Below are 12158 nucleotides of genomic sequence, written 5' to 3'. Positions count from 1 at the left end.
GGGATCATGCCCGCCGGGTGGTTCAGCGGCCGTGGTGGTGGTCCACCAGCGCCTGGGTGACCTCGCGGACGCTGCGGGCGATGTGCTGGAGCTGCAGGACCTCGGCCGCGTACAGCTTGATCGTGTGTTCGATGACCGACTCCGGCAGCCCGAGCGCCGGCAGTTCGGCGCGGGCGCTCTGCAGCGCCGTGCGGGCGACCCGGATCTCGTGCTGGACCTGGATCTGCGCGTGCCGGGCGAGCAGCACGGTGTGCCGTATCAGCGCCGGGTAGCTCGCGTACCGCGCGGGCACCAGCTCGCGCAGCCACTTGGCCGCGGAGCGCTCCCAGTCGTAGCTGCCGGGGCTCTTGACCTGGCACGGCCAGTCCGGGCCAAGACGGGTGGTGGTCCGCGTGGTCGTCAGGGTCATGGTGATCGCTTCCGGGTGGTACGGCGTGGTGCGGGTCGAGCGGCGGATTGGGCGGCCCCGGTCTAGGGGATGACCGGGGCCGCCGCGGGCCCGCGTGCAGGCGAGGCCCCACCGAACACCCCGGGCGCCGACGCGGGTAGGAGACGACGGCTCGGGATGTCCGTACAGGTGCCCTTTCGGGCGGATGTGCGGAACGCTCCCGGAGCGGTCCCGGAGTGATCCGTGAGCAGTATTTATATATGCCGTCCGCTTTGCAAGAAGCATGAAAACATTCATACGTGATTTGGGCATGAATATGGTGCTGTGACCCGATATGACCCGGGGGGGGGGTCAGTCCCGTAGGAAGAACTGATGCTGGTCGGAGATCTGCTCGTACTCCTCAAGCCGCGCCTGGGTGCGCTCGGGGTCGGCGTCGGTCATGGCCTGGAGCAGGGCGGAGGCGATCACGCCGGGCGCCGCGTAGGAGTCGAAGACCAGGCGGGAGCCGGTGCCGGTGGTGAACAGGACGTCCGCCTCGTCGGCCACGTGCCCGAGTGCCAGGTCCGTGACGAGGGCGACCTTCAGGCCGGCGCTGCGGGCGACCCGCAGGGCGGTGAGGGTCTCCTGGGCGTGCCGCGGCATCGAGAAGGCCAGCACCCAGGTGCCGCCCGCCTCGCGCGACTGCAGGAGGGCGTCGTAGGCGACGCTCCCGCCGCGCGTGACCAGCCGTACGTCGGGATGGATACGGCGTGCCGCGTAGGCGAAGTACTCCGCCAGCGACGCCGAGATGCGCAGGCCCAGGATGGTCAGCGGGGTCGACTCGGACAGCTTGCGGCCGAGGTCGATCACCTGGTCGGGGTCGGCGAAGTCGCGGCGCAGGTTCTCCAGGTTCTCGATCTCCGCGTCGACGGCGGCCTGGAGTTCGTTGCCGCGCGACTCCTCGTCGGCGACCGGGCCGCCGGCGAGGGTGCCGAGCGCGATCGACTGGAGCTTCTCGCGCAGCGCGGGGTAGCCGCTGAAGCCCACGGCCGCGGCGAACCGTGTCACCGAGGGCTGGCTCACGCCCACCCGCTCCGCGAGATCGGTGATGGAGAGGAACGCCGCTTCGGTGATGTGCTCGATCAGGTACTGCGCGATGCGCCGCTGCCCCGGGGACAGCCGAGGCCGGTCGAAGAGCGTCCTGAGCTGGGAGGCCGGGGCGGCCTCCGTTTCCGGTGCGGTCTTGCCCGAGGTGATTGCGGATGCCTGTGCGCGTGCCTGCTGCGGCGATGGCACCGAGGCGCCTCCTTTGTCTCCCACGGTGAGTCAACATAGCCCACGCCCCCCGGTGACCAGCGCTTGTGCGAAAGCTTCCGGCAACCGCCGATCAGGACGGATACGCCCCCGCCGGACGGGAACCCGCTGCGGGGCAACACCTTCGACGACCCCCGAGGAGCAACTGCGCATGACCCTCCCCGAGGAGAACCGGCGCAAGACCGACGCCACCGACAAGCTGCTGGAAACACCGGTGGAAGGCGAGTCCGGCACCCCCGGCGCCAGCGGCCGCACCCTGCGTGAGGCGTTCGAGGAGGCGCGGGTGGAACCCGACGACTTCGCCCAGGAGTGACACCGCACGCGACACCGGAACGTTCGGCAGGTGAGAGGCAATGGGTGCGCTGAGCACGCTGGAACAGGCCATGGAACACGGGTGGGAGACGCTCTGGGCGCGGATCGTCGACCGCGAGCCCGTCGAACTCCTCGACGCGCTGCGACGCGAGTGCGACAGCAACGTCGTCGTGTGCAGCGAACGCCGGGTGGTGGTCCCGAACGCGTACGACGTCGAGCTCGCCGACTTCGCCTACGACGAACTCGTCCGCCGGGGCAGCGACGTGGGCCAGGAGCTCACCGACAGCCTGGCCCGGCACGGCGAGCGGCAGGGCTACGAATGGGCGGGCCCGCTCACCGTGCACATCACCAGGTCCGACCAGGTGCCCAACGGCCGTTACCGGGTGGCGAGCAGGGCGATGGCGCACGTGAGCGCGGAGGGGTTCCAGCACGCGCTGCGCTGAGCGGGAGCCCGCCGCTCCCGGCCGGCTGATCATCGGCGGTAGATCGTGATCGAGTGCCCGACCTCGTCGATGGCACGGCTGCTGTCGATCAACTCGGCCAGCCGGCCCTTCGCTTTGGCGACCGACGAGTCCGAGACGACCAGGAGCCCGCGCACCTCGTCGACCGGCACCCCGCGCGGCTCGGACGCCTCGATGCCGTAGGCGGACGGCAGGCCGCTGCCCTGGTAGACGAGCCAGATCCGTTCGTCCGGGTAGCGCTCGCGCAGCCGGTCGGCGAGCCGGCCGAGGTCCTGGCCCCAGTCGACGTTGGAGTCGTGCAGCCGCAGATGGGTGCGGGCCGGACCGCCGAACGCCTCGTTCGAGTACGGCAGATAGTAGGGGAAGGTCCGCAGCGAACTGACCACGACGAACAGCACCAGCGCCGCGGTCACGCCCGTCACCCAGCGCCGACGCACGGTCAGCACACAACCGGCGGCGACCGTCAGGAACATCGGCAGGAAGAGCGTGTACCGGGTCCCGAAGTCACGCGACCCCGTCATGGCCGAGGCGAGCAGCACCCCGGCAGGGACGAGCAGATACGGCGCGGCCGGCCGCAGCCGCCGTACCGCCACCACTACGACGGCACCAGCGGCCCACAGGGCGAGCAGACCCAGCGGGGTCTTCACCAGCAGCGCCGCCGGCAGGTAGTACCAGAGGTGCCCGGTATAAAACCGCCCGAACAGGAAGCCGCCCCAGGGCTGGTTCTCGAAACGGAACTGGAGGCGCATGCCGTCCGCGTACGCCTGCGGGAACGGCAGCAGATCCACGAGCGTCGCCTTGAGCCCGTGCACCACCGGCACCGGCTCCTGGGACGTCCACCGCAACCGCGGATCGACCACGAGATACGAGGCCCATACGACGGCGATCGCGGCCAGGGTCACGACAGCGGCCGCGGCGAGCACCCGCAGCAGCCTGCGGCGCGTCTCGGCACCCCCGCAGGCGCTCCACACCGAGACAGCGGTCAGCCCCAGCGTCACCGGCACAGCCGGCAGCGCGCTCATCTTCGTCGCCAGTGCCGCACCGAGGGCGAGACCGGCGAGCGGCACATACAGCCGAGGCCTTGCGCGGGCCCGCCACAGCAGCCACGCCGAGGTGAGCAGGAAGCCGGCCGTCGGCACGTCGAGCGTGGCCAGCGAGCCATGGGCGACGAGGTCGGGGGAGAAGGCGTACAGGGCGAGTGCCGCCAGGCCCGCCGCTCTTCCGGCGAGATCCCGGGCGAAGGCGAACACCACCAGCCCGAACAGCAGCGTCAGCACGATCACCGGGAGCCGGCCCCAGAACATCAGCTGCCAGGGGTCGTTGCCCGACTCGTACAGCAGATGGGGGCCCAGGTCGATCTGGGGACCGGCGAACGCGGTGTCCACCTGCGGGTCGGCGATCGCCACCCCGACGGCGATGACGAGCTTGCCGAGCGGCGGGTGCTCGGGGTTGTAGCGGATGCCCTGGCCGTGCAGGTACTCGGCGGCCGTGGCCACGTAGACGGGCTCGTCGATCGTCGGCGTCTGCTGCACGGCGGTCGTCACCATGACGGCGGCCATCTGCGCGAGCAGCACGACGACGAGGAGCGGCACCAGCCACCGCCGGGCGGGTCGTGGTGGTCGCTGCTCGTCGTCGTGGATCCCGGACCCGGGTACCGGGTCCAGGGCCGTCCGCTGCTCGCTCGCCATCATCCGCCCCGCGGCGACGCCGACCGGACGGTGGCGGAAGCGATCCGGAGAGACCTCATGAGGGCCACTCTCGCATCGGCTCCCGCCCCGCGGGCGTCACCGCTTCAGGAGTCGTACCGACAGACCTTCCGCCGTGTAGACGGGTACGGCCCGCAGCGTGTCGGAGTTCAGTTCGACGCGGTCGAACCGGCCGCGCAGCCCCTGGGAGGAGAGGACCCGGACCGTCTGTCCGGCTTTCGGCGGCTTCTGCGCGTCGAGCTGCAGCGACAGCACACTGCCCGCGCCGAGCACCGCGCGCCGCGTCACCTCCAGGACCGGCTCCTGGCCGGAGCGCAGAGTGAGCTCCAGCGTGCCGGCCTCCTGGCTGTAAGTGCCGTGCACCTGAAGGGACTTGTGGCCGAGCGTCAGCGTGCCGCCCTGGACGCGGACGTCGCCGTGACCGAGCGCGTGAGCCGAACCGGCCACCAGCCCGCCGTCCTTGAGCACGGTCCCGCCGGTGTACCGGTTGTGGCCCGTCAGGGTGAGCGTGCCGCTGCCCCGCTTGGTCAGCCCGCCGCAGCCGTCGATGTCGTTGCGCCAGCTGTCGGCCGCCTGGAAGCCACCGGCCGCCGCGTCGAGGGTGACCGTGACGTCGGAGTCGAAGGAGCCGTAGCCGTCCGCCGCGGTGAACAGGTCGAGGCGGCCCCACTGCTCGAAGCCGTCCAGCAGGACGTAGCCCGAGGGCAGTCCGGTGGTCCGCAGCACCTCACGGCGCTGGGCCGCGTCCAGGTAGGGCAGCCGCGTCTCCAGCAACACCTCGGCGCCCTTGGGCACGGTGAAGGGCTGGTTGCCGCCGTCCCGGTTCAGCACATAGGTCAACCGGGGCTTGACGGAACGGGCGTTGGCGTCCCGGTCCGCGTACGCGTCGGCGGCGTCCGAGTGGGCGTAGGCGAAGAGCGTGTCGGGCGTGGTGCCGGTCTGCTCGGTGAAGTACGTCAGCGCCTGCGCCCGGGCCGCGGCCTTGAGGCCGGCGTTCGCCGGGTCGGCGAGGGTGGCGGCGGCCAGCGCGGTGGCCATGATGCGGCCGCCCATGACGTCGACCGTCGAGTGCATGCCGGACATGATCCGGGTGTGGCTGAGCTCGAAGGCGCGGGTCACCAGCTCCTGGAAGCGCTCAGGGACCGCGTACGCGAAGGCCAGACCCGCCAGGTGGAAGGCGTTGGTGTGACCGCTGGGGAAACCGCCGTCGTCGACCGGGGAGGTGTTGCGCTGGCGCAGCAGCTGGGTGGCGACGATCACCTGCGAGTCGTAGACCGGGAAGCCGAGCGCGTCCTTGGCGCCGGTGTCGACGACCTGGCTGTCCTCGTTCATGCGCCACGGCCGCGGGTACTGGAAGGCGTACTTGCCGGGGTTGCCCGAGGCGTACGGGCCGCGCACGGTGTCGACCAGCTTGGCCACCTGGCCGAGCGAGGAGTCGTAGGAGCCGGCGCCGAGCGCGGAGCCCGCGGGGGCGCCGGCCGGGACGGCGTCGCTGATCGTGGTGGCCGGGGTGGTGTCCGGCGCGCTGGTGATCGAGGTGACCGCCTTGGCGCCGGAGCGGTAGAGGCCGGCCAGCGGGCCCAGGGCGCCGATCATGGCGTAGCTCTGGTGCTGGCGGTCGTAAAGGAACGCCTCCTTGGCCTGGGCCTCGGTGCGTGCCTGGGTGACGCGGGCGCAGTAGCGCATGTTGGCGCGCAGTATCTCGGGCCGCAGGGGAGTGCCGGTGTTCCAGGCGTCGCCCGTCTTCCACACCTCGGCGAAGCCGCTGAGGACCCGGACCACCGCGTTGGTCTCGGGCGTCAGGTTCGCCATGACGTTGGTCTTGTAGTCGTCCACGAACGCGGCGGCAGCCGTGGCGGCCTTCGCGTCCGCGGCCCCCAGCCACGAGACCAGCGTGGGTGCGGCCACGACACCGGCGGTGGCACCCAGGGAGGTCCTGAGGAACCCCCTGCGGTTGACGGTACGTTCGGCGACGCGCGCGGGGGAGTGCTGCCCGGCGGATGACGGCATGGGTGGGCCTCTCTTGAGTTCTGCGGCCGTGCGGCCGGGGAGGTCGTACGAGCGAAGATCTACGGGCGAGTCATGTCGAAGCAGAGGAGACTCGGCGACAGGAACATGTCACACAAGTGAACGGGCCATCGCCACGGCCCCGTCGACCGGGGGCGCGCGCAGCGGCGTGGGCCGGGCCGAGGGCACACTCTCAGCCAGTGCCGTGACGAAGGCGTCGTACAGCGACGGCTGGGCGAGCACGGTACTGCCCGCGACCACGACGTCGTCGACGACCACCCCACGGGCGGCGAGCCGTTCGACCAGCGCGGCCAGGGCGCGGCCCGCCTCGGCGATCACGGTGCGGGCGAGTGCGGATCCGGCCTCGGCGGCGGCGAAGACGGCCGGGGCGTGCCGGCCCCACTCGGCGGAGGGGGACGTCACGTGCTCCAACGCGGCGCCGAGCGCGGGGACATCGGGGACGTCGAACCCGGCCAGCAGGCTGAGCGCCAGTGCGTCGGGTTCCTCACCGCGGTCGTGTGCCGCCCATACGGCACGGACGGCCTCGCGGACGAGACCGGCGGCGCCGCCCTCGTCGCCGAGGAGCGCGCCCCAGCCGCCGACCTGGACCGCGGTGCCGTCGGCGAAACGGCCCACCGCGACGGAGCCGGTGCCGGCCACCAGGCCGACCCCCTTGTCCAAGCCCGCGGCCGGGACCAGCAGTTCGGCGTCGCCCACGACCAGCGCGGGGGCGTCGAAGTGCAGTTCGAGAGCGGTGCGGATCTGCGCGCACTGGCGCGGGGTCTCGCAGGCGTGCCCGCCGACGGCGAGGGCGGACGGGCGGGCGCCCGCGGGGAGCGCGTCGGCGGCCAGCGCGGCCAGCCAGCCGACGGCGGCCACCGGGTCGTGCGGCCGCCAGCCGCTGCTGGAGCGGACGTGATCGGCCACCAGGGTGTCGCCCGCGTACGCGCGGAGCTGGGTCTTGGTGCCGCCCACGTCGATGCCGACCACCAGGCGTGCCATGTCCTGCACAGGTCCTCTTTCGTCGGTGCGTTGTGTGCTGCGACGGTGGGCGAACCGTGCCTGGAGGCAGGGGAGTTGATGAACTCGGGAAGCCCCGGGACGGGCTTCTGACGGACCACGGCAGGCGAGTACCGTGACGTTCGTTAGGAAGTTAACTAACGAAGTACAGTGCGTGTCAATAGGCGTCACGAACTCGGCTTCCCCGGCCTCTCGTCGGGTCGGGAACGCAGGACGCCAGGGCAACCCATCGCCGCCTCCCGCCGAGCCGATCGGCCCTGGAGAGCGGCCCGTGACCTGGGGGAAGTGTGGAAGATGACGTGGTAAGAGCCCCCCGTCTGACCGAGAGCGCAGGCGCCGTATTCGCCGTGCTGGCCCAGGCGGGCACCGCGACGCGGCCGCAGCTCGCGAGTCTTGCGCGGCTGTCCAAGCCGACGGTCTCCTCCGCCGTCGCGGAACTGGAGGGCGTCCACCTCGCGGCGCACTCCGGTACCTCCTCCGGCGGTACCGGCCGCAGTGCCGCCGTATACCGTCTCGGCCCGGCCGCGGGCGCCGTGCTCGCCGTGGACCTGGGGCCCGCACTGACCCGGGTACGGGCCTGTGCTCTGGACGGCAGCCTGCTCGCCGAGGCCACCGGCCCCCGGGAGGACGCCGCCGACGTCGTACGGGACGCCCTCTCCGCGCTGCCCGGGGACGCCCCGCTGCGCACCATCGTGGTGGCCGTCGGTGACGTCACCGCACCTCAGCGCATGCGGCCCGCCACCGCCAAGGCCGGCCCCGTCTTCGACGCGGTGACCGTCGCGCTGCCGCCCGGAGTGCCCGTCCATCTGGAGAACAACGTCAACTGCGCCGCGCTCGCCGAACTGCACGAGGGCTCGGCCCGCGGCCGTCACACCTTCGGCTATCTGCGGATCGGCGTCGGTATCGGTCTCGGCATCGTCGTCGGCGGACAGGTGCTGGCCGGGGCCAACGGCGCGGCCGGGGAGCTCGCCCGGCTGCCCTACCCCTGGGACGACGGCCTGGAGCCCCGCCACGAGGCCCTGGAGGAGTACATCGGGGCCCGCTCCCTGCTGCGCCGGGCCGCCGAGGCCTGGCCGGACACCGACGGCAGCTGCCCCCGCACCGCCGAGCAGCTCTTCGCCCGGGCCGCGGAGGGCAGTGCCGCCGCCCGCGCGATGGTCGACCGGCACGCCGTGGACGTGGGCCGGCTGGCCGCCGCCGTGACCGCCGTACTGGACCCCGGACTGCTTGTGCTGGGCGGCAGCACCGGTGCGTTTCCGCAGCTCCTGCCCGGTGTGCGGGCCGAGCTGGAGCGGCTCAGCTGGCCCACCGAGGTGGTCAGCAGCCAGGTCGGTGATCTCGGCACGGTCGTGGGCGCCGCCCGCCTCGCGGTGGCCCGAGGAGTCCAAACCGTGACCCAGGTGGCGCGGACGAAGGATTGACGGTTTCGGACTCGGTCTGCCAATGTCCGGACAAGCGCTTTCTAAGTCGGCCGGGACGCCGACTTGGCGCGAGCTTCCCGCCCGTACTCGACGTACGGCAACCGCACGAGGGCGTGCCCGTGCGGTGACGGCCACAGCGGCCGGGGATCCTCGCCCGTCAGGATGACGCGGCCGGGCGAGGCCGCGCCCTCGGAAAGCAAACCTCCTGCAAACTGCACCCGTGCCGCCAAGGTCGGCGCCGTGCTCCGTCCCCTACGACGAAAAAAAGGGATCGATGATGACCACTGTGGGTGTGCGGCGCTCTAGCCGTCTCGGCCGCGGCGGCATGCGCCGCCTGGTTTCCCTCGCTGCCGCTGTCACGGCGGGTGCTCTGACGCTCACCGCCTGCGGCGGGGACTCCGGTTCGGGTGGGACCTCCAAGTCCCTGACGTTCTGGATCTCCACGGTTCCGGGGCAGGACGCGGGCTGGAAGAAGATGGTGGCGCAGTACGAGAAGGAGACCGGCGTCAAGGTCAAGCTGGTCAACATCCCCTACGACGGCTACGCGACGAAGCTGCGCAACTCCGCGCAGGCGAACTCGCTGCCCGACGTGGCGGCCGTGCCGGCGCTCGACCCGATCTGGTCGAACAAGCTGATCGACCTCAGCGAAATCGCCAACAACAAGACAAACAAGATCAACACCAACTTCGTCGCCAAGGACTCCTCCGGGAAGGTGCTGTCCATCCCCTCGGACGTCACCGCGTCCGGCATGTTCATCAACAAGTCGCTGTTCGAGAAGGCCGGCGTCGACTACCCGACCTCGCCCGACAAGACCTGGACCTGGGACGAGTTCATCAAGGCGGCGAACGAGGTCCGTGAGAAGACCAAGGCCAAGTACTCCCTGACCTTCGACCAGTCGCCGTCCCGGCTGCGCGCCATGGTCTACGAGATGGGCGGCAAGTACGTCCACGCCGACGACTCCGGCAAGTTCTCGGTGGACGACGCGACCAAGAAGGCCGTGAAGACCTTCGTCGGATGGAACGACGACAAGACCATGCCGAAGTCGGTGTGGACCAGCGGCGCCGACCCGTCGGCCATGTTCCAGAGCGGTGACGTCGTCGCCTACTGGTCCGGCGTGTGGCAGGTCGCCGCCTACTCGGAGAGCATCACGAAGTTCGAGTGGGCGAGTGTCCCGACCCCTGCCCAGCCGGTGCAGGCGAGTGACGTCAACAGCGGTGGCATGACGGTCGGCTTCAACAACAACGCCGACGCGGCCGCCGCCGCGAAGAAGTTCCTCTCCTGGCTGTACGAGCCGGCCCACTACAAGACGCTGTGCGAGACGTCCGGCTTCCTGCCGGTCGAGAGCGGTCTGAACCCGAAGTACCCCTTCAAGTCCGAGGCGGCGCAGGCGGCGTTCAAGCTGTACAACGAGTCCATCCCGCTCTACGCCCCGATCTCCGGCTACTTCAACAGCGCGCAGACGAACTGGGTGCTGAAGGGCAAGAGCCTCGCCGACGACCCGACCAAGGCGGAGCTCGGCAAGGCGATCAACGGCGAGCAGTCCTCCGACAAGGCCCTGCAGAACATCGTCGACGGCTACAACCAGCAGGTCGGCGGCTGAGCGTAGGCCGGCAGTCCCGGGCGGCGGAGTCCCGACCCCGCCGCCCGGGCCCGCGGACATCACCCACGTGATGCCGGGCTCATGGCCTGAGCCTCCAGGCACCCATTCCACCAGCACGGAGTCAGGAAGATGACCAAACGCGCCCCGGACGTTTCGGACGTGTCCGTGAGCCCGCCCAGGAGACGAAGCAAGTACACCCTCGCCCCGCTCGTCCTCATCTCGGGCAACGTCGTGCTCTTCGCGCTGTTCTTCGTCTGGCCGGCGGTGATCGGGCTCGTCTACTCCTTCACGAACTACACGGGCGTGGGGGCGTTCCAGTTCGTCGGACTGGACAACTACCAGAAGCTGCTCGGGGACTCGACCTTCTACGACGCGACGACCCGCACGCTGCTGTACACCGTGCTCTTCGTTCCGCTGAACTTCGTGTTGTCGCTGCTCATCGCCAACGTGCTGGTGAGCAAGCACGCCAAGGGCGCGTCGGTCGCCCGCATCTTCTTCTTCATCCCGTGGCTGCTGTCGCCCATCATCGTGGGTGTCCTGTGGCGGTGGCTGTTCGGTGAGAACTTCGGACTGGTCAACTACTTCATCGAGAAGTTCGGCGGAAGCGCCGTTCCCTGGCAGTCGAACGCGGACCTGTCACTGATCGTGGTCGTGGTGGCGGCGGCCTGGGCCTGGACGGGCTTCTCCATGCTGCTGTTCATCGCGGCGATCAAGAACGTCCCGACGTCGTACTACGAGGCGGCCGCCATCGACGGCGCCGGTCCGTGGCGCCAGTTCTTCAGCATCACCCTGCCGAGCATCGCCCCCACGTCCTTCATCGTCATCCTGCTCAACACGATCCACGCGATGAAGGAATACGCGGTGTTCGCCTCCCTCAACAACGGTGGCCCCGGAACGTCGAACAACCTGCTGGTCCAGTACATCTACCAGACGGGGTTCAAGTCGGGCCAGATCGGCTACGCGAGCGCCGCGTCGTTCGTGCTCATGCTCATCCTGATGGCCGTCGCGCTCATCCAGATGATGGTCAACCGGCGGGTGGAGAACCGATGACAACCACAGACATGCCCCGCAAGGTCGACGCCAGGCCCGGACGGCCTGTCCGCAAGAAGCGGTCCCGTGGCTCGGCCACCGGTGGGATTCGGCGCGCGATCGCCCCGACGACACTGCTGTGGGTCCTCGCGGGCCTCTACGGTGTGCCGGTGCTGTGGTTCGTCCTCAGCTCCTTCAAACCGGCGGGAGACCTGTTCTCCCTTCCGCTGACGGTGTTCCCCGACGACCCCACCGTGTCGGGTTACAAGGAGGCGTGGGCGAGCGCCAACTTCTCCGAGTACTTCATCAACACGGCCATCGTGTGTGTGGTCGCGACGATCCTCACCGTGGGAGTCAGCTGCTGCACCGGGTACGCGCTGGCCAAGTACGACAACAAGTGGCTCAAGGCGTTCTTCCTCTGCATCCTGGCCACCACGATGCTGCCGGCCGAGGTCATGCTCGCCCCGCTGTTCCTGGTCGTTCGCGACCTCGGCTTCTACAACTCGCTCTCCGGCATCATCCTCCCGGCCCTGCTCACCGCGACCGGCTGCTTCATGTTCCGCCAGTTCTTCCTGACGGTCCCCGACGAACTCATCGAGGCCGCCCGCATCGACGGCGCGAAAGAGCTGTCGATCTTCCTGCGGATCATGGTGCCGCTCTCCCGGCCCATCATGCTGACGCTCGCCATCCTGTCGTTCCAGTGGCGGTGGAACGACTACATCTGGCCGCTGCTGATGCTGAACGACCCGGACAAGTTCACGGTGCAGATCGGCATCCAGAGCCTCGTCGGCGCGCAGAACATCAACTGGTCGGTACTGCTCGGCGGATCGGTCATCTCCATGATCCCGCTGATCGTCATCTTCCTGGTGTTCCAGAAGTACGTCATGAACGCCGACATCAACGCCGGACTGAAGGACTGAT

General features: G+C 70.0%; 11 protein-coding genes. 6 read left to right on the top strand and 5 right to left on the bottom strand.

Annotated elements, in window-relative coordinates; all coding sequences use genetic code 11:
- Positions 1-22 precede the first annotated feature (22 nt).
- Together AB0D34_RS21925 and AB0D34_RS21920 are read right to left on the bottom strand one after the other, a co-directional pair.
- Positions 23-409 carry a hypothetical protein gene (locus AB0D34_RS21925; RefSeq protein ID WP_362663811.1) on the bottom strand — a complete coding sequence of 129 codons (387 nt, stop codon included), beginning with the start codon at positions 407-409 and terminating at the stop codon, positions 23-25.
- A gap of 330 nt (positions 410-739) precedes the next feature.
- Positions 740-1663, bottom strand: coding sequence for a MurR/RpiR family transcriptional regulator (locus AB0D34_RS21920; RefSeq protein WP_362663809.1), 924 nt, complete (start codon positions 1661-1663; stop codon positions 740-742).
- A gap of 169 nt (positions 1664-1832) precedes the next feature.
- Between AB0D34_RS21920 and AB0D34_RS21915 the strand changes: the two genes are divergently transcribed.
- Together AB0D34_RS21915 and AB0D34_RS21910 are read left to right on the top strand one after the other, a co-directional pair.
- The gene (locus AB0D34_RS21915) at positions 1833-1994 is read left to right on the top strand and encodes a hypothetical protein (RefSeq protein WP_362663807.1); all 162 of its coding nucleotides are present in this window, start codon (positions 1833-1835) and stop codon (positions 1992-1994) included.
- A gap of 40 nt (positions 1995-2034) precedes the next feature.
- Entirely contained in the window at positions 2035-2436 is a 402-nt protein-coding gene (locus tag AB0D34_RS21910; RefSeq protein WP_362663805.1) for a DUF3662 domain-containing protein, read from the top strand.
- Between the two features lie 29 nt (positions 2437-2465).
- Here AB0D34_RS21910 and AB0D34_RS21905 read toward each other — a convergent pair whose 3' ends face one another.
- The 3 genes from AB0D34_RS21905 to AB0D34_RS21895 all read right to left on the bottom strand — a co-directional run bounded on the left by AB0D34_RS21905 (position 2466) and on the right by AB0D34_RS21895 (position 7178).
- Positions 2466-4145, bottom strand: a complete 1680-nt coding sequence (locus AB0D34_RS21905) for a phospholipid carrier-dependent glycosyltransferase (protein ID WP_362663803.1) — start codon at positions 4143-4145, stop codon at positions 2466-2468.
- 93 nt (positions 4146-4238) lie between these two features.
- Positions 4239-6170, bottom strand: a complete 1932-nt coding sequence (locus tag AB0D34_RS21900) for a phosphatase PAP2 family protein (protein ID WP_362663801.1) — start codon at positions 6168-6170, stop codon at positions 4239-4241.
- A 108-nt stretch (positions 6171-6278) separates the two neighbouring features.
- A complete protein-coding gene (locus tag AB0D34_RS21895; RefSeq protein WP_362663799.1) occupies positions 6279-7178 on the bottom strand; it encodes a BadF/BadG/BcrA/BcrD ATPase family protein in 900 nt (299 codons plus the stop codon).
- 308 nt (positions 7179-7486) lie between these two features.
- On the opposite strand from AB0D34_RS21895, the gene AB0D34_RS21890 reads away from it, so the two are divergent.
- The 4 genes from AB0D34_RS21890 (at position 7487) to AB0D34_RS21875 (ending at position 12157) form a co-directional block, all read left to right on the top strand.
- Entirely contained in the window at positions 7487-8608 is a 1122-nt protein-coding gene (locus AB0D34_RS21890) for an ROK family protein (protein WP_362663797.1), read from the top strand.
- A gap of 277 nt (positions 8609-8885) precedes the next feature.
- On the top strand, positions 8886-10208 hold the full coding sequence (locus AB0D34_RS21885) for an extracellular solute-binding protein (RefSeq protein WP_362663795.1): 1323 nt from the start codon (positions 8886-8888) through the stop codon (positions 10206-10208).
- Between the two features lie 129 nt (positions 10209-10337).
- On the top strand, positions 10338-11258 hold the full coding sequence (locus tag AB0D34_RS21880; RefSeq protein WP_362663793.1) for a sugar ABC transporter permease: 921 nt from the start codon (positions 10338-10340) through the stop codon (positions 11256-11258).
- Positions 11255-12157, top strand: coding sequence for a carbohydrate ABC transporter permease (locus AB0D34_RS21875; RefSeq protein ID WP_362663792.1), 903 nt, complete (start codon positions 11255-11257; stop codon positions 12155-12157). The genes AB0D34_RS21880 and AB0D34_RS21875 overlap by 4 nt, the downstream gene beginning before the upstream one ends.
- Position 12158: the final 1 nt, after the last annotated feature.

It is taken from the genome of Streptomyces sp. NPDC048420, from assembly GCF_040651535.1.
Lineage (GTDB): Bacteria > Actinomycetota > Actinomycetes > Streptomycetales > Streptomycetaceae > Streptomyces.
This window is presented reverse-complemented; position numbering and strand designations above follow the sequence as displayed.